The following is a 25,544-nucleotide window of genomic DNA, read 5'->3' as shown; positions in this document are numbered from 1 at the left end:
GACTCCATCTCAAATTAAAGCAGTTGACCGTGACTCCTTCGGATGATTAATTCGTCGGGTGTTTTCTAGAAAATCAGAAGAGGTCAAATGGAGCGACAGAAACAGGAAGGAACCGGTGGCAAGGAAGAGTGCTTGCTTTGCCGTATCCTCTATTCGGTATACTCAAACTTTCCGCCAATGCCATCCGCAATGGCGCTGAACGTCGAAACCGGCGAATGGTTTCCGCAGGATCGGCTTCGCTCGTATTCGACCGGTTACGCAATGGCCAAAGCCCTGGGTTACGCATGGGCGTGCGATTGTCGCGGGCGCGCGCAACAAGCGGACGACGTTAGCATGGCACGCTCGCAATATGGCAGCAGCCCGCCCATACCGCAGAATCTGGGCAATGCCCAGCCGTTCGAGTATTCTGACACTTCGACAGGCGGAGATGTGACGATCCTTGGTGCACGCGGTGTGAGCGAACGGCAAGAGATCGAGTGCGAGATGGAATATGAGCGCAATATGATCGCGTGCAAGATGCTGTCAAAAACATACGGCGGCGATTTGAGAACTCGCTTTGCGTGCGAGCAACGTGCTTTTGAAACATACAACCAGTGCAGAGGCTATTGATGGTCCGAGACCTTGCTGTCGTCTTTATCTACGACGACGACACGAATACGCTCAAAATGAGCAACGTGTCGCGTCGTGCTATTCAATCAACCCTGGATCGGGCGATGTTCCTCGATATTCCTGAAGCACCGGAAACTCCGTTGGATGACGAATCGGCCCGCAAGCTTGGAGCGCTGGCACTTCGATGTCTAGGCGAAGCGCATCCGGATCTGGCCGCGCGACTGAATCTTTCAGCGCCAAAGTAGCTGTTCTTGCGATCTCAGGTCGCGCTATTTTTCGGCCTTTTCGTTCTGTCGATCCATTATGTCCACCTATACCCCTATCCGTGGACGGAAAGCGAGGCGCTCGCATGGTGGCGTGCTTCGGATTCTATATTTCGTGGTGTGGGTGACTATTGAATTGATCGTGGCAGCGCTTGCCTATGTAGCCATCATGAAGCTATGGCGGCACTACCGCACGAAGTAAATGAAAGCCCCGACCATGAACCGAATCGCAGCAGCCGGGGCTCTCTTTCACCTCACTTGATCAAAGCGAAGCAGCCGGCGTAAACACCTGCGACGCCACCTCATCCACCGCCTCGCGCGTCAGCTTCACGATCTCGTCCACGTCGCCGCGCGACGTCACCAGCGGCGGCGCGAAGCCGAGAATGTCGCCGTGCGGCATCGCCCGCGCGATCAGTCCGCGCTGCATCGCGGCAGCCGACACACGCGGCCCGACCTTCAGCGCCGCATCGAACGGCGTGCGGACATCCTTGTCGGCCATGAACTCCAGCGCGGCCAGCATGCCCACGCCGCGCACTTCGCCGACGAGCGGATGCGAGTCGAACGCCGCATGCAATTGCTCCAGCAGATAAGCGCCGGTTTGCGCCGCATTCTGCATGAGGTTCTCGCGTTCGAGAATCTCGAGGTTGGCGAGCGCCGCCGCCGCGCAGATCGGATGGCCCGAATAGGTCCAGCCATGCCCCAACGCACCCGATTCCTGCGATGCCTTATCGATCACGTCCCATACGCCTTCGCTGACGATCACGCCGGACAGCGGCGCGTAAGCACTCGTCAAACCCTTGGCGACAGTGATCAGATCGGGTTGAATGCCGTAGTGCTGCGCACCCATCTTCGAGCCGAGCCGGCCGAAACCGCACACCACTTCGTCGCAGATCAACAGGATGTCGTGCTTCTTCAGCACCTGCTGGATCGCGGGCCAGTAACCGGCCGGCGGCGGTACGATGCCGCCCGTGCCCATCACCGGTTCGCCGATGAAGGCCGCGATCGTATCGGCGCCTTCGCGCGCGATCAGTTTTTCGAGTTCGTCGACGCAGTACGCGACGAACTGCGTTTCATTCATACCGGCCGGCGCGCGACGATACCAGTGCGGACACACGGTATGCTTGACGCGTTCGATCGGCAGATCGAAGAACTGGTGGAAGCTCGGCAGACCGGTCAGACTACCGGTGACGATGCCCGAGCCGTGATAGCCGCGCTCGCGCGAAATGATCTTCTTCTTGTTCGGGCGGCCCTTCACATTGTTGTAGTACCAGACGAGCTTGATCTGCGTTTCGTTCGCGTCCGAGCCGGACATGCCGTAGTACACCTTCTTCATGCCTTGCGGCGACCAGTCGATGATGCGCGACGACAGCTCGATGATCGTATCGGTCGAATGGCCGACATACGTGTGGTAATACGCGAGCTTCTTAGCCTGCTCGTAAATCGCTTCGGCCACTTCGGTGCGACCGTAGCCGATGTTCACGCAATAAAGGCCGGCAAATGCATCGATAAAAGTCTTGCCTTGATGGTCCTCGATGCGGATACCTTTCGCGCCGGTCACGATCCGGCCCGGCAGCGCGCCGCTCGCGTGATCGTGCGCGTGCGTCGACGGATGCATGAAGTGCGCGCGATCGGCGCTCAGCAGTTGATCGAATTGAGTCATGGGTCGCTCCTTCGTGTGATGTCTGGATGAATGAATCGGTAGGTTCAGGCCGTTGCGTCCGTCGCCATCGCATGTGCAGGGGCACGAGCGGGGGCGCTGTCGCTGACCGGCAAGCCAAGCTGGCCAAGGCAGAAATAACGTGTCTCGACGAACGGCTCGAAGCCTTCGACGCCGCCTTCGCGTCCAAGCCCCGACGACTTGATGCCGCCGAACGGAATCGGTGCGCCGGTGAACTTCGCGCCGTTGATGGACACCATCGCGAAGTCGAGTCGGCGGATCAGTTGAAACACGGTGTTCAGATCTTTCGCGCACACGTAGGCGGCAAGTCCATACTCGGTGTCGTTCGCGCGTTCGACCACTTCGTCGAGCGAATCGAACGGCGTGACCGCCGAGATCGGCGCGAAATTTTCTTCGTCGTAAATGCGCATGCCGGGCGCCGCATCGGCGACCACGGTCGGCTCGAAGAACCAGCCGCCGCGCTCGTGCGCCGCGCCGCCTACCGTGACGCGCGCACCCTTCTCACGCGCGTCGGCGACGCGCTGCACGGTCGTGTCGAACGCGGCCTGGTGCATCAGCGGGCCGACGTCCACGTTCGGGTCGAATGCGCCGCCCACTTTCAACGCCTTCACGGCATCGCTATATCGCGCGACGAACGCTTCATACAACGAACGCGCGACGAAGATCCGGTTCGCCGCGCAGCAGTCCTGGCCCGAGGTCTGGAACTTCGCCGCGACCGCGACGCGCACGGCGTGTTCGAGGTCCGCATCTTCGGTCACGATGAAAGGCGCGTTGCCGCCCAGTTCGAGCGCGGTCTTCTTGATGCCTGCCCGTGCGGCCGTTTGCATCACTAGCGCGCCGACACGCGTCGAGCCGGTGAAGCTGACCGAGCGCACGCGGCTATCTGAAACCAGCGTTTCCATCGCCATTTGCGGCTCGCCGAGCACGACGTTGAACACGCCGGCCGGAAAGCCCGCTTCTTCGGCGAGTTGCGCGAGCGCGAGCGCGGAGAACGGCGTCTCGTGTGCGGGCTTCGCAACCACCGTGCAACCGGCGGCGAGCGCGGCGGCGGCCTTGCGGGTGAGCATCGCGCACGGGAAATTCCACGGCGTGATCAGCGCGGCCACGCCGACCGGCTCGATGATCGTGCCCAGATGAGCGCCATCGATATGCGTCGGAATCGTGCGCCCATTCAGGCGCCGCACCTCATGCGCGAACCATTCGACGAAGCTCGCGCCATACGCAATTTCGCCGCGCGCTTCAGCAAGCGGCTTGCCCTGTTCGAGCGACAGAATCGCGGCGAGATCCTGCTGATGACGCAGAATCAGCTCATGCCAGCGCAACAGCAGCGCCGAACGTTTGGCGACCGGCACCCAGCGCCACGTGTCGAACGCGCGCTGCGCGGCATCGACCGCCGCGGTGATCTGCGCCGCGTCGAGCATCGGCACATGGCCGAGCACTTCCTGATTCGCGGGATTCTGCACCGCGACGCTCGCGGCGCTCGCGCTATGAACCCAGCGTCCATCCACGTAGCACAGCGATTTGAATAAGACCGGATGACCCAGCAACATGACGACCTCCTCTGTGCGATGTCTGCTATCACTGTAGGTCCGGCGGCACTGCGGTTTTTTTTGTTGTCGCTTCTCGAAGACTACGTTTTTTCTGCAATTCGCCGCATGGTTATCGTTTTTTCGGGTGGGGCTTTTCGTCGTACGTCGACCGCAAGTAGCGCGCCACTCAGCCGTTCTCGCCAATCGATTGTTCCGCCCATTCGGGCAAGCCTTCGGCCCCGCTTTTCACCACCTTCGTGACGATATAGGTGAAGTACTTTTCGATGCCCAATTCGTCGGTCAGCAACGTATCGATGAAGCGCTGATAGTGGTCGATATCGCGCGACAGCACCTGCATCACATAGTCGACACCGCCACCCGTCGCGAGGCATTGCACGACTTCGGGCGCGGCCGCGATGCGCTCCTCGAAGCGCCGCATGTCCGGCGCGGTATGACGCGCGAGCGTGACCTCGACCACCACGCGGCTGCCTTTGAACGCGCGCACCCAATCGATATCCGCGCGATACGCGCGAATCACGCCCTCTTCTTCGAGGCGCTTCACGCGCTCCCATGCCGGCGAAATCGACAGATTGATTTCTTCGGCGAGGCGCGACTTCGTGATGCGTCCATCGCGCGCGAGAATGCGCAAAATCGCGAGATCGTAGCGGTCGAATTTCATCACGCGTTCAGACGCGTTACCGGTATGCCTCGTTCGAGCACGTCGGCGACCACCGCAACCGTGTCGCCAATCCGCACGAGCCCCGGAAAATGCCGCGCGGCCAGCATGCCGCCGCGTCGCGCGCGATATTCGATCGGCGCGGCGCCGGTGCGCTTCGCGTCGTAGATCCGCGCGATCACCTCGCCGCCGTCGACCATGTCGCCGAGGTCCTTGCACAGTTCGAGCAGGCCGTCGTGCTCGCTCGTCGTGTAGCAGGTGCCGTCGGGCATATCGAGCAGCGTCGTCGTGCGCGGCGCGCTCGCCCTTGAGTGACCCATTGCTTCGTCTTGCCTGATGATTCCCGCATGCTGCAGAAAGCCGCGCACGCCACGCTCCGTAATCGCCACGCTGTGCACGGTCGCCGTGCCACCACCCCCGAGTTCGGTCGACACGAACACCTTGCCCGCTTCCTCGACGGCCGTGTCGTAAAGGCCGACGCTATCGAGTTCGAGCATCCGCATCGAGTACGGCGCGCCGAATGCGCGCATCGCTGCCTCGCAGCGCGCCTGCTGCGTCGTGTCGGGCAGCACGTGAATCGCGGCGAACGGCACGAAGTCGAGCGTGCGGCCACCCGCGTGCAGATCGAGCACATAGTCGGCGAGCGGCAGCAGATAGCGCTGAAAATAATCGGCGATCTTCTCGGTCACGGTGCCGTCCGGCTTGCCCGGAAAGCTGCGATTCAGATTGCCGTGATCGATCGGCGACGTGCGCGTGCCCGCGCGAAACGCCGGAAAATTCATGAACGGCACGATGATCACGCGCCCGCGTACGTCACTCGCCTTCAACGTGGCGGCGAGCTTCGACAGCGCAATCGGCCCTTCGTATTCGTCACCGTGATTGCCGCCCGTTAGCAGCGCGGTCGGTCCCTCGCCGTTGCGGATCACGGTGATGGGGATCATCTCCGCGCCCCATGCGGAGACGTCGTGCGAATGCGGCAGCTTCAGGAAACCATGCTGTTCGCCGTCGGCGTTGAAATCGACCGTCGGTTGAATCGGGGATGCCCGCATCTGTGCTACTCCTTCGTGAGCCGCTTGCGCGGCGTATTGCCGTTCATCGCGCGTCATTTAGGCGGCGCGTCGTTGCCAAATGTCGTTCCCGCCTTCGCGGCACGCGCGCGCTGCAATGCGAGCGCGGCGATAGCGGTGTCCTGCGCGCCGGTTCCGGTCAGATCGCAGATCGTCACGTCGGCGTCGCTCGTGCGGCCCGCGGCCTGTTTCGCGATCACCTGGCCCAATTCGACGATCGCCGCATCGTCACGCATCGTGCCCGCGGCGAGCGCGTGATGCAGTTCGCCGAGCACGCGCGTTTGCTGCGCGCGGTCGCACACGTAGCGCGCCGCCGCCAGCGCGGCCGGCGCGATTTCGTTCTTGTGCTCGGCGTCCGAGCCCATCGCGGTGATGTGCAGGCCCGGATGCAGATCGGCGGCGTCGATCAGCGGCGTGCGGCTCGGCGTGGTGGTCATCGCGACGTCCGCTTCGGCGAGCGCGTCATGAACGCTGGCCGCGACATCACATCGCACGCCGAGCGTGTCGTTCACTTCCGCGGAGAAACGCAGCGCGCTCGCCGCGTCGCGCGCCCAGACGCGTATGTGTTCGACGCGGCGCACCAGCATCAAGGCCCGCAGTTGCAGACGCGCCTGCTCGCCCGCGCCGATCACTGCGACCTGCGGCGTGTGCGCTTTCGCGAGCCAGCGCGCCGCGACCGCGCCGGCGGCCGCCGTGCGTATCGCGGTCAGATAGCCGTTGTCGAGCAACACCGCTTCGGTCAGCCCGGTCTTCGCCGACAACACCAGCATCAGACCATTCAGGCTCGGCAGACCGAGCGACGGGTTGTCGAAGAAACCTGGACTGACCTTGATCGCGAAGCTGTCGAGGCGCGGCAGCCACGCGGTCTTCACGTCGACTTCGCCGTTATGCGCGGGCAGATCGAGCCGCAGGATCGGCGGCATCGCGACCGCCTCGGTCGCGAGCGCGACAAAGGCGGCTTCGATCTGATCGATGGCCGCGATATCGAGCGGCACGAGTTTGCGAAGCTCGGCTTCGCCAAGGAGCGTGATCGAGGTCATGATGGGGTGTGTGAGTTCGGTGACGGCGCGGCTTGGGAGGTTTCGTTGCCGATGATCCGCCGATGCAGATTCATATCGATGTTCGCGCCCGTCACGACGAGCACGAGCGGCCCGCGCGCGATGCGTTCAGTGGGCAGCGCGTGATCGAGCACCGCGGCAATCCCCACCGCCGCCGCGCCTTCGACAACGAGCCGTTCCTGCCGATACGCATGCGCGATGCCGCGCGCAATCGACGCCTCGTCGAGCAGCACGGTCTCGTCGATCAGATCGCGCGTCAGCGCATACGTATAGCGGTTTTCGAGTCCGATGCCGCCGCCGAGCGAATCGGCGAGCGTGTCGACTTCCTCGACCAGCACCGGCTGACCGGCGGCGAGACTCGCATGCATCGCGGCACCGCGCGCCATCGTGACGCCTGTCAAGCCAATCGTGGGATTGGTGCTTTTCGCCACAAGCGCGATGCCGGCAAACAGCCCGCCGCCCGACAACGGCACGACGATGTTCGCGACATCGGGCAAGGCCTCGACGATTTCGAGCCCGATCGTGCCCTGTCCGGCGATCACGCGCAGATCGTCGAATGGCGGCACGTACGCATAGCCTTCTTCGCGCGCGAGCCGCAATGCTTCGTGCTCGGCCTCGTCCTGACTTTGGCCGGTAATGCGCACGTGCGCGCCGAGCGCCCGTACCGCGTCGACCTTGTTGGCGGGCACGAGGCGCGACAGACACACGGTCGCGTCCATACCGAGCGCGCGCGCCGCATGCGCGAGCGCGCGGCCATGATTACCGGTCGATGCGGTCACCACGCGAGTGCAGCCCTGCTCGGCCAACTGCGCGAGCGCATTGGTCGCGCCGCGCAGCTTGAAGCTGCCGGTCGGCTGCACGGTTTCGAGCTTCAGATAAACCGGCGTGCCCGCGTGCGCCGACAGGCTCGGCGATTCGACGAGCGGCGTACGGCATACGCGAGCGTCGATACGGCTGCGCGCGCGGTAAATGTCGGCTAACGAAAGATTTGCTAACGATGGAACGGACATGCACCAGGCCCTGCATCAAAAGAGGTCGATTCGCTATTCGATGCGGGCACGGCTATCGCAGATAAACGCAGTGACTCGCGACCGCATCGCTTTCCATGCAGCCCAGTCTAGTGTTCTAAAAAAGGATTTTTATTGTCCTAGTTCATTTCGGTCAGCGCGTTACACAATTCGCGCACCGGCGCGATCAGGTGAAATCGTGCACCTGCGGATACTGCTCGAACACGTCGCGCATCGTTTCGAGCGCGGCTTTATAGGCGTCTTCGCTGACCTCGGCGCCGACGCAAACCCGCACCGCGTTGGGCCGGTCGGCGTCGCGCACGAGAAACGGATCGGGCGACGTGACTGCGATGTCGCGGTTGCGCAGTTCGCGCACCAGCCGATCGGTGCGCCAGTGATCGGGCACCCGCAGCCACGCCGATAGCGCCTGCGGATGCGCGCCCAGCACATATTTACCGAGCGTCTGCTGCAATTGCGACTGACGCCGCCCGAGCCGCTCGCGCTGAATTTCGACGAGCCGCGCGGCCGTGCCGTCGACAACCCAGCGCGTGGCGACCTCGGCCATCGGCGGCGTCGCCATCCAACTGCTCACGCGCAGCACGCTCTCGGCGCGCAGCGCGAGCCGGCGCGGCGTCGTCATATAACCGATGCGCAAGCCGGCCATCACCGACTTCGTAAAACTCGTGCAGTAGAACGCAAGATCCGGAATCAGGCTCGAAATGGGCGTGGAATGTTTGGCCGGCAACGGCCCGTACACGTCGTCCTCGATCACGTATACGCCATAGCGTTCGGCGATTTTCGCAATCGCGCGACGCCGTGAATCGGGCATCAACGCGACGGTCGGATTGTTCAGCGTCGGTGTGCAGACGAGCGCCGAGATGCGCTCGCTGTCGCACATCTCCTCGAAATGCTCGGGGTGAATGCCGTACTCGTCGATCTCGAGGCCCTTCAGCGTGAAGCCGAGCACGTTGGCCGAACCTATCACGCCGTGATCCGTCAGGCTTTCGCACAGCACGGTGTCGCCCGGCCCCACCAGCGAAGCGAGCGCGAGAAAAATGCCGTGGGCGGCGCCGTTCGTGACGAGCAGCGTATCGGCCGAAGCCGGCATGCCGAGCGACGCGAGCCATGCAATACCCGCCTGGCGATGATGCTCGAAGCCCGCGATCGGCCGGAACGCGCGAATCCACGGCTGATCGTCGAGCGTCGACAGCGTCGCGCAGACCTTGCGCCACATCGCGTCATGCTCGGACGTGTGAATGATGCGCGCGATCGAAAAGTCGACCACCGAACGCTCGGCCGTATCGAGCATGTAGCTCGACATCGTTTCGGTGACGCGCGCCGCGACGAAGCTCCCGCGCCCGACCTCGCAGCGGATCAGGCCTTGCCGCTCCAGTTCCTTGTACGCGTTGGTCACGGTCTGCACGCTGATCGCGAGTTCGGCGGCGACGTCGCGTTGCGGCGGCAGGCGCGCGCCCGGCGGCAGCGACGTGTTCTCGATGTCGCCGGCAATCGCCTTGACCAGCCGCTTGTATTTCGATTCCACGCCGTGCACCGCGCGCACGGCCTCGCGCCACTGCTCGATCACCGCTGCTCCTATGTTGTGGTGGATGCTGGCGCCGTGAGGAGTCGGCGTCGTCTCGCCTGATCTCCCATAGTGCGGCAGAAACGGGGGAGGAAATTAATGTCCTAGGGCATTTAACGCGAAAAAATGTGGGGCAGGATCTCGCCAAGCGGCGCCATCCAAGGATGACGGTTGAACGAGGCCACCTATTCCAGCGTCGCCAGTTCAACATGGAAAACGCGTGAATGGACGTTATGCGGCTTGCGCGAGGTGGCGTGCGGCGGCAGAGAATTGGCGACCATTCGCGGGTGTGAGTCCTATCATTCAACCATTCACAATTCGCGAATCGCGATGCACATACAGCGGTCAATACACCGGTCGTACGTCTGCTGGTGTTTTTGTATTCAACTCGCGAACAGGAGGATAAGGTGTCGCCCCGTGTTTTCTGGCGGGCAACTCAGACCCGCGTGATCGTCATACTGGCAGCGCTGCTGGGGTTGGCATGTTTCGCCGATCCGGCGGACGCCAATCCTCCCAGCAACCCTGGTGTACCGACCTCCGTCGCCATTGGGCAATCGGTCATATGTCAGCCCGTCTCCACGACCAGGCCGCAGCCGGTGCTTCCAAAGGGATTTACAGAGCGGATTTTATACAGCGGTTGTCTCAATCAGCCGACGGCAATCAGTTTCAACGCAAGCCAGACCAGGGTCTTCATCGCCGAAAAAGGCGGCAGGGTTTGGAATTGCGACCTGGCGACGCCTACCTGTACGTTGATCACCGACCTTAGCAATGAAGTCTGCAACGATGTCGACCGGGGACTTCTCGGGATTGCGGTCGATCCTCGGAACGACGGCAAAATTTACGTGCTTTACACGACGCCTCCAGCTACAGGCGCCTGTAGCGGAAACGTTCTGACTCACGGCCAGCTTTCGCTGCTGACAACGGCGGGAGCGGGCACGACCGAAACGAAGATCCTCCCTCCCGCACGGTCAGGCAATCAAACGTGGTGTTTTTTCTACACGTCTCACAGTATTGGCGGACTAGTCTTCGGAGTTGACAACAGAACGCTGTACGTTAGCGCTGGCGACGGCGCGAGCTTCGATCAGGTGGACTACGGACAGTTGGATACTGCGTGCGGCGATGGCACGAATCTGCCGCAGGGCGCGTTTCGCAGTCAAGGCGTGTCTCCCTATAGCGACGGCGCTGTTCTCCGGATCACGAACCCGGGTTCGACAACTCAAAGCGTTGCCCTGGTTGCGCAAGGCTTACGCAATCCGTTCCGGTTCGCCCGCCTGCCTGGTAGTACGGACGAGCTGTATATCGGCAATGTGGGCTGGAACAGTTGGGAGGCAATCGATCATGTCACTGTCGACGGCCAAGACTTCGGCTGGCCGTGCTACGAAGGATGGAGCCCTGGCGCCAACTTCGCTGCGGCTCCCGAGCCCGACTATCAAAACACGGGCTACTGCGGAAAGTTCGCGGGTGCCACGGCGCCGTTTTATGCGTACGCTCACACGAGCTACATTTCACCCGATGACAGTCGTGGAAGAACCTGCGGCGGCAAGCGGAACGGCGGAGGGCCGGACCAGAACGGCAGTGTCATCTCTGCGATCGGGTTTACCGACGATACGAGCACAACCTACCCTGCTCAATTCAAAAACGCACTGTACTTTGGTGATCTTCTGCGGCAATGCATCTGGACCATGCAACCTCCGAACAATGTGCCCCAGACTTTCGCAAGGGGTCTGCAGGGAGGACCGGTGGATCTGAAGGCGGGCCAGAATGGCGACCTGTTCTACGTGGATCTCGTGACCAGTACGATCAGGCGAATTACACACAACTAGGAAGAAGTTCCGGTGGCGCGCTACAGCAACCCCGCAAAATGCGCCACCACAAACACAACCGCGCCGCCCGCGATCAGCACCAACGCATTGATACGCGTCGTCATCACGAGCACGGTCGCGATGGCCGCGGTGAGCCACGCAATCCACCCGCCTTCGAGCTCCTTGAGCAGCACATAGACGGCCGCGAGAATCAACCCGGCAGCCACTGGCCGCAACCCGGCCTGCAACGCATTCAGCCAGCGCGCGCCTTCGTGCCGGTTCCATACGTGCACGACGCCATACATCAGAAACGCAGTCGGCCCAAATAGCGCGACGGTCGCGACGAGCGCGCCACCGAGTCCGCCGACCTGATAGCCAATCAGCGTCGCGAGCAGCGAGCCAGGACCGGGCGCGAGCCGCGCGATCGCGAAGTCGCTGAGAAATTGCGCATGGGTCATCCAGTGATGCACGTCGACGACCTGGCGCTGCAATTCGGGGATGATCCCTTGCCCGCCACCGACGGTGACGATCGACAGCGGCGCGAACACCGAAAACAGGGCGATAAGAATTCTGAGCACGGCAGAAGCTTTTGTGTGGAGTTTGACTAGCGGCGATAAAAGCCGATCAGGGCTGGCGCGCCTCGCGCACGTATTCATAGCCGACGCTCAACGCGCCGGCGATCAGCACGGTCCACACCAGCGACACGCGAAACACCGCGGCGGCCGCGAACGTCGCGAGCAGCACCAGATACGGAAACACGCGGCGCGGCAGCCGGCGTGCGGCGGTGATCGCCATCGACAGCGACAGCCCGATCGCGCCGGCCGCGGCGCCAGCGAGCGCGATATGCGTGAGCGGAAACGATGCGATCGCCGAGAAGAACGCGCCGAGCAGAATGATCACGACGGCCGCCGGAAAGATGATGCCGCAGAATCCCGCAACAGCGCCGCGCCAGCCGAGCAGCCGGTAGCCGATCCAGATCGCCAGATTCTTCACGTTGACACCGGGCAGCGCCTGCGACAACGCGAGGCCGTTGAGAAATTCGTCTTCGCTCATCCAGTGGCGGTCGTGCACGAACTCGCGCATGAACCAGCCGCTCAGTCCGCCGCCGAAACTCGTCAGACCGATGCGGGCGAAGATCAGAAAGAGGCCGAGCGAGGTCACTTCGCGCGGCGGTGGTGCGTGGTGTGGCGCGTCGTCTTCGGGTGTCGATACCGGGTCGCTGACGTCTTGCCCGTGGATGCCTTTGGCCAATGCTCGTCCTTAGTCGTTTTGATCGTGCCGCACTTGCCGCGCGCCCGGCACGATAGCCGCAGACGTCGCCGATGACGTAGCCGATGAAGCAGACGCAGCCGAAGGCGAGGAAGCCGAAGAAGGTGCCGAGGCAGCCGAAGAAGCCGCCGCCGGATGCCGCGGATCATGCAGCTCATCGGTCGACCACCCGCCGCCCAGATCGCCAAACAACGACGCCGCGTGTAGCAAGCGCGATTCCTGCACGTTCAGCGCGGTCTGCCGCGTCGTCAATTGCGTCGCTTGCGCAATCGCGACCGTCGTGTAATCGACGGTGCCCGCCTGGTATTCGTTGAACGCGATCTCCGCGCCACGGTCCGCGTCGCGCACCGCCGTTTCGAGCACGAGCGCCTGCTCGGCGAGAATGCGCAGGCCGGACAGGTCGTCCTCGACGTTCTGGAACGCGCCCAGCACCGTGCCGCGATAGTTGGCAACGGCCGCGTCGTAGGCCGCCTTCGCCGCGTCGACATCCGCGCTGCGCAGGCCGCCGTCGAACAGCGTCTCGGTCGCGCTGCCGCCGAGCGACCACACGTAGTTCGCGGCCTTCAGCAGACCGGACAGCGGCGACTGCGTGAATCCGGCCACGGCCGACAGCGAGATGTCCGGGTAATACGCGGCCACCTCGACGCCGATCGCGGCATTCTGCGCGGCCATCTTGCGCTCGGCGGCGGCGATGTCGGGGCGGCGTTCGAGCAGCGTCGACGGCACGCCGACCGGCGCCGACGGCAGCGCCGGCATCGCGGTGCTATGCGTGATCGACAGCTCTTCCGGGTTCTTGCCGACCAGCACCGCGATCGCATGCGCGTTCTGCGCGCGCGCGACGCCGAGCGCGATCAGATCGGACTTCGCGGTATTCAACTGGCTGCGCGCGGTGATCACGTCGCTCGGCGCAATCGTGCCCGCGCGATCCTGCTCGGTGACGACGTCGAGATAGTGCTGATACGCGACGACCGTTTGCTGCAGCAGGTCGATGTTCGCGTCGCTGGTGCGCAGCTCGATGATCGCGGTCGCGAGCGCGACCTGCTCGGAGAGCGTCGCATTCGCGAGCGTCGCTTCGCTCGACTGCGCGCTCGCGGCGTTTTCCTCGACGGTGCGGCGCACCTGGCCCCACAGGTCCGGCGCCCAGCTCACGTTGCCTTCCAGCGAGCCCGAATTGACGATGCGCGTCGCCGTACCGTTGACGAAGCTTCCCGATGCACTGACCGAACCGCTGCTCGCGCGTTCGCGCGTCGCCGAACCGGTAGCGCCGATGGTCGGAAACAGGGCCGCGTGCGCGGCGCGCACTTCGGCGAGCGCTTGCTGGTAGTTCGCGTAGTCCACGCGCACGGTCTGGTTCGACACCGCGACGAGCGGTTCGAGTTCGTCGATCAACGGATCGTTGAACGCGCTCCACCATGTGCCCTTCGGGCCGGTCGCGTTCGGCTCGGCCTGGGTCCAGCCCGGCAGTTCCGAGTACGTGGCGGGCACGCTGACCTGCGGCCGGTGATAGTCCGGGCCGACCATGCAGCCGGCGTTGAACAGCGCCAGCATCGCGACGGCGAGCGTCGCGATGCTCGGCAACCCGGCGCGAGATCCTGTCATTCGTTCAGTCGAAATCTTCATCGTCATGCCTTCGTATCCGCTTGTCCCGGCTTCGCGTCGCGGTTCCAGCGCAGCCCCGCGGACCATCTGACCAGCCGTGCACGCAGACGGTCGAGATACAGATAAATCACCGGCGTGGTATAGAGCGTAAACATCTGGCTCAGGATCAGCCCGCCCATCACCGTGATACCGAGCGGCTGGCGCAGCGAGCCGCCCTGGCCCATGCCGACCGCGAGCGGCACCGCGCCGAGCACGGCCGCGAATGTCGTCATCATGATCGGCCGCAGCCGGATCAGCGCGGCCCCGTGGATTGCGTCGCGCGCGGGCATCTGTTGCTGGCGCTGCAACTGGATCGCGACGTCGACCATCATGATGCCGTTCTTCTTGACGATACCGATCAGCAGGATGATGCCGATCATCGCGATCACCGAAAACGGCGTGCCGAAGATCAGCAGCGCGAGCGTCGCGCCGATGCCCGCGGATGGCAGCGTCGACAGAATCGTCAGCGGGTGGATCGAGCTCTCGTACAGCACGCCGAGCACGATGTAGACGACGCCGAGCGCCGCGAGAATCAGCAGCGGCACCACGCCCATCGACTGCGAATAGGCCGCCGCCGCGCCTGCGAACGAGCCGTGGATGCTCGCGGGCATGCCGATCTCGCGGATCGTTTCGTTGATCGCCGCGCCCGCCTGGCTCAGCGACCCGCCGGCCGGCAGGTTGAACGAGATCGTCGCGGCGACGAGCCCGCTCTGGTGGTTCACCTGCGTCGACGTATGGCTGTTCCTATACGAGGTCAGCACCGACAGCGGCACCATCGTTTCGGCGGCCGTGCTGTCCGCGCTACCGGTCGAACTGCCGCCCTTGCTGTTGGCGATGCTGTTGTTGGTCGCGTTCGACTGCGCGTCCGAGTTGCGCGAGTTCGTGTTCGACGACGTGCCGGTCGTGGTCGCGGTAGTCGTTGCCGATACCGTGCCGTGCGGCATCTGTGTCGCGGCCGTGCCGGTCGGATTGCCGGCGGACGTGCTCAGATAGATCCGCTTCAGCGTCTCTGGATACTGCCAGTACTCAGGCGCGACCTCCATCACGACGAAGTACTGGTTCAGCGGGTTGTAGATCGTCGACACGGTGCGCTGGCCGAACGCGTCGTACAGCACGTTGTCGATCTGATTCGGCGCAAAGCCGTAGCGCGCGGCGGTCGCGCGATTGATCGTCAGGTAGCTCTGCAGGCCGTTCTGCTGCAAGTCGGAGTTCACGTCGAGCAGCCGCCCGCGCTCCTTCGACAACGCGGCGACGAGCTTCGGCGTCCACGCAAACAGCGCGGCGGAATCGTCGCTCGTCAGCGTGTACTGGTACTCGGCCGCCGATTGCCGCCCGCCGATGCGCAAATCCTGCTGCGCCTGCAGAAAGAGCCGCGCGCCCGACACTTCGTCGAGCTTCGGCCGCAGCCGGTTGACGACCTGGGTGGCCGTTGCGTGCCGCTGCGACAGCGGCTTCAGCTCGATGAACACATTGGCGGTATTGAGCGCGCGCCCGCCGGTAAAGCCCGCGACGGACTGCACCGCCGGATCCCTTTGCACGATCGACTGCAACTGCGCGAGCTTCTTCTGCATCGCCGTGAACGAAATGCTCTGGTCGGCGATGATCTGCCCGATCACGATGCCGGTGTCCTGCTCGGGGAAGAAGGTGGCCGGCACCAGCTTCAGCATGAACACGTTGCCGACCAGCAGCGCGAACAGCAGCAGGATCACCAGCAGCGAATGATCGAGCACGGCCGTGAGCGTGCGTGCGTAGACGCCCTTGAAGCGATCGAACTGCCGCTCGATCCAGCGCGCCCAACGCGCTTTCGAATGACCGGCGTTGTCGCGGCTCAGCACGTACGCGCACATCGCGGGCGTGACCGTCAACGAGATCACCAGCGAAATCAGGATCGCGATCGACAGCGTGATCGCGAACTCATGGAACATCAGTCCGACGATGCCCGGAAACAGGATGATCGGCAGAAACACCGCGATCAGCGACAGGCTCATCGAGATCACCGTGAAGCCGACTTCGCCCGCACCCTTCAGCGCGGCCTCTTTCGGACTCAACCCCTGCTCGATGTATCGCACGACGTTTTCGAGCACGACGACCGCGTCGTCGACGACGAAGCCGGTGCCGATGGTCAGCGCCATCAGCGACAGATTGTCGATGCTATAGCCGAGCAGATACATCGGCCCGAAGGTCCCGACGATCGACAGCGGCAACGCGACCGCCGGCACCAGCGTCGCGCGCGGCGACTGCAGGAAGATGAACACGACGCCGACCACCAGCAGCACCGCGATGAACAGCGTGCGCTCGGTATCGCTGACCGACGAGGTGACCGACTGCGAGCGATCGATCGCGACATCGACGTGCACGTTGCTCGGCAACGTCGCTTCGATCGCCGGCAGCACGTTGCGTATCTGCTGCACGGTGCTGACCACGTTGCTGCCCGGCATCGGATAGACGATCACGAGAATCGCCGACTTGCCGTTGAAGAGCCCCGCGTTGCGGATGTTTTCGTTCGAGTCGCGCACCTGGGCGACGTCGCGCAACTGCACCGGCGCGCCGTCGCGATACGCGACCACCAGATCGCGATACGGCGCCGCGTGCGTGATCTGATCGTTCGAGGTGACCACGTAGCGCTGATCGCCGACGTCGATATGCCCCTTCGCGCTGTCGGCATTGGCCGCACTGATCGCCGCGCGCACGTCTTCCATGCCGATCCCGTAGCTATTGAGCTTGCCCGGCTGCAACTCGACGCGCACGCTCGGCAACGCGCCGCCGCCGAGCGTGATCTGGCCGACGCCCTGCACCTGCGACAGCTGCTGCTGGATCACTGAATCGGCGGAGTCGTAGAGCTGCGCTTTGGTCAGCGTGTCCGAGGTCAGCGACAGCACCATGATCGGCGCCTCGGCGGGGTTGTACTGGCGGTAGCTCGGATTGCTGCGCAGCGTGGTGGGCAGATCGGCGCGCGCGGCCTGGATCGCAGCCTCGACGTCGCGCGCGGCGCCGTTGATGTCGCGCTTCAGGCCGAACTCGACGATGATCAACGACGAGCCGACATAGCTGATCGAGGTCAGCTCCGCGACGTCGGCGATGGTTGCGAGCCGCCGCTCGAGCGGCTCGGCCACCGTCGACGCCATGATATTCGGGCTCGCGCCGGCCATGTTGGCCTGCACGACGATCACCGGAAACGCGATGTTCGGCAGCGGCGCGACCGGCATGCGGAAATACGCGAGCGTGCCGGAGATCAGGATCGCGATCGCGAGCAGCGTCGTCGCGACCGGCCGTCGGATGAAGATCGCCGGGATGTTCACCGCGTGCCCTCCGCGCCGCCTTCCGGCGGACGCCCGCCCGGCTCGCCGCCGCCGTTGCGCTTAGCGCGCTCGGCGCGCCAGCGGTTCACGCGCGTGGCCATACGGTCGAAGAACAGATAGATCACCGGCGTCGTGAACAGCGTCAGCACCTGGCTCAGCGTCAGGCCGCCGATGATCGCGAGACCGAGCGGCCGGCGCAGTTCCGAACCGGTGCCGGTGCCGAGCAGCATCGGCAGTGCGCCGAGCATCGCGGCGAACGTCGTCATCAGGATCGGCCGGAAACGCAGCAGCGACGCCTCGAAGATCGCATCGCGCGGCGCCTTGCCATGATTGCGTTCGGCATCGAGCGCGAAGTCGACCATCATGATCGCGTTCTTCTTGACGATGCCGATCAAGAGCACGATGCCGATGATGCCGATCACGTCGAGATCCATACCCGCGAGCATCAGCGAGAGCAGCGCGCCGATACCGGCCGACGGCAGTGTCGACAGGATCGTGACCGGATGGATGAAGCTCTCGTACAGCACGCCGAGCACGATATACACGGCAACGAGCGCCGCGATCAGCAGATAGACCTCGCTGGAGAGCGAATCCTCGAACGCCGCGGTCGCGCCTTGCAGCGACGACGTGATCGACGGCGGCAGCTCGATCGACTGCTCGGCCTGGTGAATCTCCTTGACCGCGGTGCTCAACGATGCGCCCTTCGTGAGATTGAACGACACCGTCACCGACGGAAACTGCGCGAGATGGCTGATCACGAGCGGCGCCTTCGCGATCTGGATCTTCGCGATGCCGGAAAGCGGCACCTGACCCGTGCTGCTGGTCTGGCTCGGCAGATACAGATTGCCGATCGACTGCACGGTCGGCATCGTTTCCGGCTTCGCGACCAGAATCACGCGGTACTGGGCCGACTGCTCGAAGATCGTCGATACGATGCGCTGGCCGAGCGCGTCGTACAACGCGTTGTCGATCGTCGCGGGCGTGATGCCGAAGCGCGCGGCCAGTTGCCGGTTCACTTCGACGTTCACGCTGAGGCCGTCGCTGTTGAGATCGCTCTGCACGTCCGACAGCGACGGAATCTGCTTCAGGCGCGCGACGAGTTCCGGCACGTACTTCTGGAACGCCTGCTGGCTCGGTCCGCGCAACACGAAGCTGTACTGGTTCGGCGACACGGTCGTGTCGAGCGTCAGGTCCTGCGCGGGCTGCATGAACAGCTTCACGCCGGGCACGTGCGCGACTTCCTGCGCGAGCCGGCGCGCGATTTCCTGGGCGGTGTCCGAGCGCTGGTCGCGCTCGCGCAGATTGATCAGGAAGCGACCGTTGTTCAGCGTCGCATTAGTGCCGTCGATGCCCACGTACGACGTCAGCGAGACCACGTCCGGGTACTTCAGGACCGCCTCGGCGAGCGCGCTCTGGCGCTGCACCATCGCCGCGTACGACACCGAGTTGTCGGCGACGCTGATGCCCTGGATCACGCCGACGTCCTGCACCGGAAACAGTCCCTTCGGAATCACCACATACAGGATGCCGGTCAGCACCACGGTGGCGATCGCGACCATCAGCGTCAGCGTCTGATGGTCGAGCACCCAGCGCAGGCCGCGCTCGTAGGCGGCGAGCGTCTTGTCGAACAGGCCCTCGCTGATGCGCTCGAAGCGGCTCGGATGGCGCTCGGCCTGCGCGCGCAGCATCCGCGCGCACAGCATCGGCACCACCGTCAGCGACACGACCGCCGAAATCACGATCGTGACCGCGAGCGTCACCGCGAACTCGCTGAACAGCCGCCCGATCACGCCGCCCATGAACAACAGCGGAATCAGCACCGCGATCAGCGAAATAGTCAGCGACAGAATCGTGAAGCCGATCTGCCCCGCGCCTTCGAGGGCGGCTTCGAGCGGCGACATGCCCTCTTCCAGATAGCGCACGATGTTCTCGATCATCACGATCGAGTCGTCGACCACGAAGCCGGTCGCGATGATCAACGCCATCAGCGACAGGTTGTCGATCGAGTAGTTGAGCTGGTACATCATCGCGAGCGTGCCGATCAGCGAGACCGGCACCGAGATGCTCGGAATCAGCGTGGCGGGCACGTTGCGCAGGAACACGAAGATCACCGCGACCACCAGCACGATCGCGAGAATCAGTTCGAACGCGGCGTCCGCGACCGACGCGCGGATCACGCCGGTGCTGTCCGACACCACGGTCACTTTCATGCCGGCCGGCAGCGTCGATTCGAGCTGCGGCAGCTCCTTCATGATCTGGTTGACCGTCTGGATCACGTTCGCGCCCGGCTGGCGCTGCACGTTCAGCACGATCGCGGGCGAGCCGTTGTACCAGGCGCCGCGCTCGACGTCCTGGGCGGCCTGGCTCACGCGCGCGACGTCGCGCATGAATACGGGCGAGCCGTTCTGGTAGGCGATTACGGTGTCGAGGTAGTCCTTCGGATCGGTGATCTGATCATTGCCGTTGATCGTGTAGTCGAGATCGGGGCCGTCGAAATTGCCCTTCGGCTGGCTCACGTTCACATAGCTGAGCAGCGTGCGCAGATCGTCGATGTTCAGACCGTAGGCGGCGAGCTTGTGCGGGTCGGCTTCGACGCGGATCGCGGGCACGTTGCCGCCGCTCGTCGTCACGACGCCGACGCCCGCTACTTCCGAGATCTTCGTGCCGAGGCGGTTGTTCGCGACGTCCTCCAGTTGCGTCAGCGACATCGACTTCGAGGTGACCGCGAGCGTCAGAATGGGCTGGTCGGCGGGATTGACCTTTGCGTAGGTCGGCGGCGCCGGCAAGCCAGACGGCAGATAGCTGTTCGCCGCGTTGATCGCCTGCTGCACGTTCTGCTCGGCGATGTCGAGGTTCAGCGACAGATCGAACTGCAGCGTGATCACCGACGCCCCGTCCGAACTGTACGAGGTCATCTGCTGCAGGCCCGGAATCTCGCCGAGCTGCACCTCGAGCGGCGCGGTCACGGTGGTCGCCATCACCGTCGGGCTCGCGCCCGGATAAAAGGTCTGCACCTGAATCGTCGGATAGTCGACGTTCGGCAGCGACGACACCGGCAGCACGCGCATCGCGATCAGACCGACGAGCACGAGCGCGATCATCAGCAGCAGCGTCGCGACCGGGCGAAGAATGAACAGGCGGGAAATGTTCATCGGCGCGGGGGTCCGTTACGACGAGGCGGCTTCGGACGCGGCCGGCGCAGGCGATGCCGCCGCGCTCGACGCCGGCGCGGCTTCGGACGCGGCGGCGGGCGCTTTCGGGCCGGCGGCGGACTTCGGATGCGCCGGCTGGATCTTCGCGCCGTCGTTCAGACGATCCATGCCGTCCGTCACGACCTTGTTGCCGGCCGCGAGTCCCGACACGATCACCGTGTTCTTGCCGTCGCTCGGTCCGAGCTTGACCTTGTGCACGGACACCGTGCTGTCCGGATTGACCAGATAGACGAAGTCGCCCGGCGCGCCGGACTGTACCGCGGCGGTCGGCACGAGCACCGCGTTCTGCATCGTGTCGACGAGCAGCTTCACGTTGACGAACTCGTTCGGGAACAGCGTTTCGTCGCCGTTCGCGAAGGTCGCGCGCAAGGTGACGGTGCCGGTCGCGGTCGCCATCTGGTTGCTGACCGCGTACAGCGTGCCGGTCGCGATCTCGCGCGAGTTATCGCTCGAATACGCGGTGACCGGCAGCTTCGCGCCGGTGGCGAGACGCTGCACGATCGACGCGAGCGAATCCTGCGGCACCGTGAACTGCACCGTGGTCGGCTTCACGGTCGTGATGACGACGATGCCCGTCGACGACGACGCGGTCACATAGTTGCCCGGATCGACGAGCCGCAAGCCGACCTTGCCCGCGATCGGCGCGGTGATGCGGCAATAGGCGAGGTCGAGATCGAATTGGGCGATGTTGGCGAGGTCGACCTTCACCGCCGCTTCGTCCTGCTGCACGAGGAATTGCTGATCCGCGAAGGTTTGCTGCGCGATCGACTTGCGTTCGTTCAACTGCGTATAGCGCTCGAGATCGGCGCGCGCCTGCGCGAGCGACGCGCGGTCTTTCGCGAGCGTCGCTTCCGCCTGCTGCTTGCTGATCTGATACTGGCGCGGATCGATCTGCGCGAGGAACTGGCCTTTTTGCACCTCCTGGCCTTCGTGATAGCCGACCTCGGTCAGATAGCCGCTCAGCTGCGGCAGCACGGTCACGGTTGCGATCGGCGTGACGGTGCCGAGCTCGCTCAGTGTGACCGGCATCGAACCGAGCGTCGCCTGCGCGACGGTGACGACGATCGCCGCGTTCTCGCGCACCGGCTTCTTGCGCGTCATCAGATGAACCACGACGAGCGCGACCAGCATGAGCACGACAACCGCGAAGATGATGAGCCCGCGTCGGGAGCGCTTTGGCGGCGGGGACACGGTTTCGCTCATGTTGATCTCCGGGAACGGATATTGGTGTCGATACTCGGTTGGAAGCTCGTCCGCTGACGGGACTGCGCAAAAGTGCCATGGTTCACGCGCGTTGTCATCAGTCGAACGCCTCCGGACGTGTTGTTATGAAGACGTAAGGAAGTGGGGCGAGGGCTTGAATACGGGCATGCGTGAATGTAACCGGCTTGCGCCGGCCTTGAGTTACAGGGGCGCAACATGTTGGCCGCTGGAATAGTCCGGGGCATCGATCGGGCGGCACGTGGGGGCGGACACCCGCATGGGCCGAGTTGTGGGCGCGGCGGGACATCGCAATATACGGTAACAGACGACAGCCAACTGACAACCGGGCCGTGCGTCCAGAATCGTCACAATCGTCCGCTATCATCGCGAGCCAGCGTCGCGCGCGCCGCGACTGTCACGACACCCCACAACCTCGCCCCGATGTCCATCACCGTCAATTTCCCAGCCGAAGTCCGCGACTGGATCGCCGCCAACCTTTCGCGCGGCGTCGCGCCCCAAGCGATCGTCGACGAACTGGTGAGCCGCGACAACGCGGCCGAGCTCGCGTCGGCGATGGTCGATGCGGTCGCATCGGCGTTCCTGTACGGTATGGCGCTGCCCGGCGACAAGCTCGAAGTCGGCAGCGCGCCGCTCAGCTACCAGCCCGAGCCGCTGCGCGTGCCCGACGCTCCGCTGATCCAACTCGGCGAGCGCAAGGTGCGCGTGCTGTCGCGGTTGCAACGGCCGGCCGCGGTGCACATCGCCAATTTCCTGAGTGCCGATGAATGCGAGCAGCTGATCGCGCTCGCACAGCCGCGGCTCGACCGGTCGGCCGTCGTCGATCCAGTGACCGGCCGCGATGTGATCGCCGGTCATCGCAGCAGTCACGGGATGTTTTTCCGTTTGGGCGAGACGCCGTTGATCTCGCGCATCGAGGCGCGCATCGCGGAACTCACGGCAACCCCGGTCGAGAACGGCGAAGGCCTGCAAATGCTGCACTATGAGGAAGGCGCGGAGTCGACGCCGCACGTCGACTATCTGATGACGAGCAACGAAACGAATCGCGAGTCGATCGCGCGCAGCGGCCAGCGCATGGGCACGCTGCTGATGTATCTGAAAGATGTGGAAGGCGGCGGTGAGACGGTGTTTCCGCAGATTGGCTGGTCGGTCGCGCCGCAGCGCGGGCACGCGCTCTACTTCGAATATGGCAACCGCTACGGGCTGTGCGATCCGAGCTCGCTGCATGCGAGCACGCCGCTGCGCACGGGCGACAAGTGGGTGGCTACCAAGTGGATTCGGACGCGGCGCTTCGCGCCGCGCGTTCAGGCTTGAGAAGTCAGGCCTGACAGGCAACGCTTGTCGAGGTAAAAAGAGCGTGCTGTCTGTCCGCGCGCGTGGAAAAACATTCGAACGACTCGCGCGAGCCTTGATCAGCGTCGCGCTGCTAGCCGCGGCGGGCTGCAGCGCGAAGCCGGTAGCAGGAAGGACGCGTCAGACGCCGCGCCCTCGAAGCAAGGTAATCAGAACTGCTCGATCCACGTGGCGAGGCGATCGGCGGCGAACTCGCTACCGCGCTGCGCCGGCCGGAACGCGATCGCATTGCCTTCACTTGCCGGCTGCAGTGCAACGTCATTGCCGTCGAGCCACAGAAGGCTCGCCAGCCATACCGCGTGCCCGCTCGACACCGCGTCGTTGCCCGGCTCCGCGAGAAACTCCGCGAGTGTGGCCGGCTGGTCGCACACGAGACCATCGCCTTCGCGGCGCACATTGATGCCTGCCTCGGAAAATACCCCGGCCAGCGTCGTCAGTGCGTCGCTCGCAGTCACGCTCGCGCTGCCGTGACGGTTACGCAGCGTGGCGAGGTGCGCGGCCACCGTATGACCGAACGCGCCGCTGCGGGCACTCTCGGCCGCGATCAGATCGGAGTAGTCCTGCAGCAGCCAGTCCGGCTCGGAGTTCGGCACGTCGGCGAGTACCGCTGCGGCGAGATACGTCTCGACCGGCTGAAAGCGCTCGGGCCCGATCAGGGTGGCCGACAGCGAACGCACCAGACCGATGCGAGTGGCGACCACCTGCTTTTGCAGCACGCCCAGCTTCTCGCGCACCAGCGTGTCACGCTCCTTGCGCAGCTCGGCCAGCTCGAGCGCCTGCTTCAGCTCCATGCGCAGCGCCGTGATGTCCCAAGGCTTCTTGATGTAGCGATGGATATGACCGAGGTTGACGGCCGCGACGGTCTGATCGATTTCCGAATACGCGGTGGTCAGAATTCGCACGACATGCGGAAAGCGCTCGCTCGCATAGCGCAGCAGCTCGTTGCCGAACTCGCCCGGCATACGCTGGTCGGAGACCAGCACCCCCACCCTGTCGCCGTGCTCGTCGAGCAGCGCCTTGCCCTCTTCCACCGAGCCGCCAGTCAGGACCGGCGCCAGGCTTCCGATGGCACGCTGGAAGTACTTGACGGCGGTAGCTTCGTCATCGACGAAGATGATCGCCGGCGCCAACTCCTCTGTGGCTTTTGCTTCGTTCATCAACAACTCCTGTGCGTTTGACCTTTGATATGGGGGAAATCGAGCACTACGGTGGTGCCTCCCCACGACGTGGACTCGATCCTGAGTCCGCCGCCACAGGACTGCATGACACGGTTGCATAGAATCAGGCCCAAGCCGTTCCCCCCGGATTTCGCGTGCGTTGTAATTGGGTCCGTCAACAGGCGGTCTTTGATCTCGGGCGGAATTCCCGGCCCGTTGTCGCAGATGCCGATGCTCGGGTGGGGTTCCGTTGTCACGGTAAAGCGCACCGACGGCGACGGCACATCCGCGAGCGCGCGCAACGCGTTGGACAACAGTGACGACAGCACGAGCGCCACGCAATTCGGCTGCGTGAGCACGGCAAAGTCGCTGTCGACGTCGACCTGCACCCACGAGCGCTGCGCGGTCGTAAACGGATACGTATCGAGCAACGCCGAGATCAGCCCATGCGCGGTACTCTCGATGCGCGCCTCGTCGCCCTCCAGTTGCCGGCGCCGCCCGTTGTGCACCGAGCGCCAGAAGGACGACACCACCGCCATGCAGTACTGCGCGCTCTCGCGCATCGATTTCGCGGCGCCGAGAATTTCGCCTTCCGCATCGCGCTCCGCGTCGATGCGATCTTCGATGCTGTGCGCGTTCAGCGCGATCGCCGCGAGCGGCGTGTTCAGTTCGTGCGCGATGAACGCCAGGGTTTCGTCGATGGCGATCAGGCGCTGATTCTGCATCGTGCGTTCGTGGTAACGATCAAACGCCAGTTGCAGCGTATCGCGCACTGCCGCCGGCTTCAGCGGCTTTTCGAGGATGCGGAACACCTCGCCGGTGTTGACCGTCTGCAATAACATCTCGACGTCTGCATAAGCAGTGACCAGAATCCGCACGATGTGCGGATATTCCAGCGCCACCTGGCGCAGCAGGTCGCCACCGTCACGCCCCGGCATGCGGAAGTCCGTGACCAGCACCGCGATGCGGGCGTTGTCCTGCTCGAGGATAGCGATCGCCTCGTCGCTGCTCGTCGCGAGCAGGACCTCGTAATCGGCACCTACGGTGCGCGCGAAATATTTGCAGGCCAACTCTTCGTCATCGACGTAGAGAAGAGTGGGCTGTGTCTGTCGGATGTCATTCAT

General features: G+C 64.0%; 19 protein-coding genes and 1 pseudogene. 5 read left to right on the top strand and 15 right to left on the bottom strand.

Going from position 1 to position 25,544, the window contains the following annotated elements:
- Positions 1-87 precede the first annotated feature (87 nt).
- From OKW37_RS24475 to OKW37_RS24465, 3 genes and pseudogenes are all read left to right on the top strand, one after another.
- Positions 88-609, top strand: coding sequence for a hypothetical protein (locus tag OKW37_RS24475; protein WP_429404089.1), 522 nt, complete (start codon positions 88-90; stop codon positions 607-609).
- Entirely contained in the window at positions 609-854 is a 246-nt protein-coding gene (locus OKW37_RS24470) for a hypothetical protein (protein ID WP_184040027.1), read from the top strand. The genes OKW37_RS24475 and OKW37_RS24470 overlap by 1 nt, the downstream gene beginning before the upstream one ends.
- Positions 855-1,074 (top strand): annotated as a pseudogene (locus OKW37_RS24465) (hypothetical protein).
- A 60-nt stretch (positions 1,075-1,134) separates the two neighbouring features.
- On the opposite strand, the gene OKW37_RS24460 reads toward OKW37_RS24465, so the two are convergent.
- The 7 genes from OKW37_RS24460 to OKW37_RS24430 form a co-directional block, all read right to left on the bottom strand.
- Positions 1,135-2,532, bottom strand: a complete 1,398-nt coding sequence (locus OKW37_RS24460) for an aspartate aminotransferase family protein (protein ID WP_184061525.1) — start codon at positions 2,530-2,532, stop codon at positions 1,135-1,137.
- 44 nt (positions 2,533-2,576) lie between these two features.
- Positions 2,577-4,100: an NAD-dependent succinate-semialdehyde dehydrogenase gene (locus OKW37_RS24455; RefSeq protein WP_429404087.1), complete on the bottom strand. Its 1,524-nt coding sequence runs from the start codon at positions 4,098-4,100 to the stop codon at positions 2,577-2,579.
- 166 nt (positions 4,101-4,266) lie between these two features.
- Complete coding sequence (locus OKW37_RS24450) at positions 4,267-4,758, bottom strand: Lrp/AsnC family transcriptional regulator (RefSeq protein ID WP_184061523.1); 492 nt, start codon at positions 4,756-4,758, stop codon at positions 4,267-4,269.
- On the bottom strand, positions 4,758-5,804 hold the full coding sequence (doeB, locus tag OKW37_RS24445) for a N(2)-acetyl-L-2,4-diaminobutanoate deacetylase DoeB (RefSeq protein WP_429404085.1): 1,047 nt from the start codon (positions 5,802-5,804) through the stop codon (positions 4,758-4,760). The genes OKW37_RS24450 and doeB overlap by 1 nt, the downstream gene beginning before the upstream one ends.
- Positions 5,805-5,857: 53 nt before the next feature.
- The gene (locus tag OKW37_RS24440) at positions 5,858-6,862 is read right to left on the bottom strand and encodes a cyclodeaminase (RefSeq protein ID WP_429404083.1); all 1,005 of its coding nucleotides are present in this window, start codon (positions 6,860-6,862) and stop codon (positions 5,858-5,860) included.
- The gene (eutB, locus tag OKW37_RS24435) at positions 6,859-7,890 is read right to left on the bottom strand and encodes a hydroxyectoine utilization dehydratase EutB (RefSeq protein ID WP_429404081.1); all 1,032 of its coding nucleotides are present in this window, start codon (positions 7,888-7,890) and stop codon (positions 6,859-6,861) included. Before eutB ends, OKW37_RS24440 begins: the two co-directional genes overlap by 4 nt.
- Positions 7,891-8,074: 184 nt before the next feature.
- A complete protein-coding gene (locus OKW37_RS24430; RefSeq protein WP_429404079.1) occupies positions 8,075-9,472 on the bottom strand; it encodes a PLP-dependent aminotransferase family protein in 1,398 nt (465 codons plus the stop codon).
- A gap of 404 nt (positions 9,473-9,876) precedes the next feature.
- Here OKW37_RS24430 and OKW37_RS24425 point away from each other — a divergent pair, with 404 nt between their 5' ends.
- Complete coding sequence (locus OKW37_RS24425) at positions 9,877-11,292, top strand: PQQ-dependent sugar dehydrogenase (protein ID WP_429509961.1); 1,416 nt, start codon at positions 9,877-9,879, stop codon at positions 11,290-11,292.
- A gap of 20 nt (positions 11,293-11,312) precedes the next feature.
- Here the strand turns inward: OKW37_RS24425 and OKW37_RS24420 are convergent, their stop codons facing one another.
- From OKW37_RS24420 to OKW37_RS24395, 6 genes are read right to left on the bottom strand one after another with little or no spacing between them, the layout of a single operon-like run.
- Complete coding sequence (locus OKW37_RS24420) at positions 11,313-11,849, bottom strand: chromate transporter (RefSeq protein WP_090807714.1); 537 nt, start codon at positions 11,847-11,849, stop codon at positions 11,313-11,315.
- Positions 11,850-11,895: 46 nt separating this feature from the next.
- Positions 11,896-12,522, bottom strand: coding sequence for a chromate transporter (locus OKW37_RS24415; protein ID WP_090807716.1), 627 nt, complete (start codon positions 12,520-12,522; stop codon positions 11,896-11,898).
- A 9-nt stretch (positions 12,523-12,531) separates the two neighbouring features.
- Positions 12,532-14,166, bottom strand: a complete 1,635-nt coding sequence (locus tag OKW37_RS24410; RefSeq protein WP_429404075.1) for an efflux transporter outer membrane subunit — start codon at positions 14,164-14,166, stop codon at positions 12,532-12,534.
- Entirely contained in the window at positions 14,163-17,477 is a 3,315-nt protein-coding gene (locus tag OKW37_RS24405) for an efflux RND transporter permease subunit (protein WP_429404073.1), read from the bottom strand. The genes OKW37_RS24410 and OKW37_RS24405 overlap by 4 nt, the downstream gene beginning before the upstream one ends.
- Positions 17,474-20,629 carry an efflux RND transporter permease subunit gene (locus tag OKW37_RS24400; RefSeq protein ID WP_429404071.1) on the bottom strand — a complete coding sequence of 1,052 codons (3,156 nt, stop codon included), beginning with the start codon at positions 20,627-20,629 and terminating at the stop codon, positions 17,474-17,476. The genes OKW37_RS24405 and OKW37_RS24400 overlap by 4 nt, the downstream gene beginning before the upstream one ends.
- Before the next feature lie 15 nt (positions 20,630-20,644).
- Complete coding sequence (locus OKW37_RS24395) at positions 20,645-21,892, bottom strand: efflux RND transporter periplasmic adaptor subunit (protein WP_429404070.1); 1,248 nt, start codon at positions 21,890-21,892, stop codon at positions 20,645-20,647.
- A gap of 441 nt (positions 21,893-22,333) precedes the next feature.
- Here OKW37_RS24395 and OKW37_RS24390 point away from each other — a divergent pair, with 441 nt between their 5' ends.
- On the top strand, positions 22,334-23,224 hold the full coding sequence (locus tag OKW37_RS24390) for a 2OG-Fe(II) oxygenase (RefSeq protein ID WP_429404068.1): 891 nt from the start codon (positions 22,334-22,336) through the stop codon (positions 23,222-23,224).
- Between the two features lie 188 nt (positions 23,225-23,412).
- On the opposite strand, the gene OKW37_RS24385 is transcribed toward OKW37_RS24390, so the two are convergent.
- Together OKW37_RS24385 and OKW37_RS24380 are read right to left on the bottom strand one after the other, a co-directional pair.
- Positions 23,413-24,420 (bottom strand): response regulator, encoded by a 1,008-nt coding sequence (locus tag OKW37_RS24385; RefSeq protein ID WP_429404066.1) that lies wholly within the window; start codon positions 24,418-24,420, stop codon positions 23,413-23,415.
- A complete protein-coding gene (locus tag OKW37_RS24380; protein ID WP_090807730.1) occupies positions 24,420-25,544 on the bottom strand; it encodes a hybrid sensor histidine kinase/response regulator in 1,125 nt (374 codons plus the stop codon). The genes OKW37_RS24385 and OKW37_RS24380 overlap by 1 nt, the downstream gene beginning before the upstream one ends.

The organism is Paraburkholderia sp. MM5482-R2 (assembly GCF_050436125.1).
Classification (GTDB): Bacteria; Pseudomonadota; Gammaproteobacteria; order Burkholderiales; family Burkholderiaceae; genus Paraburkholderia; species Paraburkholderia tuberum.
This window is presented reverse-complemented; position numbering and strand designations above follow the sequence as displayed.

Coding starts and splice junctions, on each gene's coding strand:
- OKW37_RS24450 (WP_184061523.1), bottom strand. CDS start 4,758: ATGAAATTCGACCGCTACGATCTCGCGATTTTGCGCATTCTCGCGCGC.
- OKW37_RS24460 (WP_184061525.1), bottom strand. CDS start 2,532: ATGACTCAATTCGATCAACTGCTGAGCGCCGATCGCGCGCACTTCATG.
- OKW37_RS24380 (WP_090807730.1), bottom strand. CDS start 25,544: ATGAATGACATCCGACAGACACAGCCCACTCTTCTCTACGTCGATGAC.
- OKW37_RS24400 (WP_429404071.1), bottom strand. CDS start 20,629: ATGAACATTTCCCGCCTGTTCATTCTTCGCCCGGTCGCGACGCTGCTG.
- OKW37_RS24470 (WP_184040027.1), top strand. CDS start 609: ATGGTCCGAGACCTTGCTGTCGTCTTTATCTACGACGACGACACGAAT.
- OKW37_RS24440 (WP_429404083.1), bottom strand. CDS start 6,862: ATGACCTCGATCACGCTCCTTGGCGAAGCCGAGCTTCGCAAACTCGTG.
- OKW37_RS24410 (WP_429404075.1), bottom strand. CDS start 14,166: ATGACGATGAAGATTTCGACTGAACGAATGACAGGATCTCGCGCCGGG.
- eutB (WP_429404081.1), bottom strand. CDS start 7,890: ATGTCCGTTCCATCGTTAGCAAATCTTTCGTTAGCCGACATTTACCGC.
- OKW37_RS24390 (WP_429404068.1), top strand. CDS start 22,334: ATGTCCATCACCGTCAATTTCCCAGCCGAAGTCCGCGACTGGATCGCC.
- OKW37_RS24395 (WP_429404070.1), bottom strand. CDS start 21,892: ATGAGCGAAACCGTGTCCCCGCCGCCAAAGCGCTCCCGACGCGGGCTC.
- OKW37_RS24385 (WP_429404066.1), bottom strand. CDS start 24,420: ATGAACGAAGCAAAAGCCACAGAGGAGTTGGCGCCGGCGATCATCTTC.
- OKW37_RS24475 (WP_429404089.1), top strand. CDS start 88: ATGGAGCGACAGAAACAGGAAGGAACCGGTGGCAAGGAAGAGTGCTTG.
- OKW37_RS24455 (WP_429404087.1), bottom strand. CDS start 4,100: ATGTTGCTGGGTCATCCGGTCTTATTCAAATCGCTGTGCTACGTGGAT.
- doeB (WP_429404085.1), bottom strand. CDS start 5,804: ATGCGGGCATCCCCGATTCAACCGACGGTCGATTTCAACGCCGACGGC.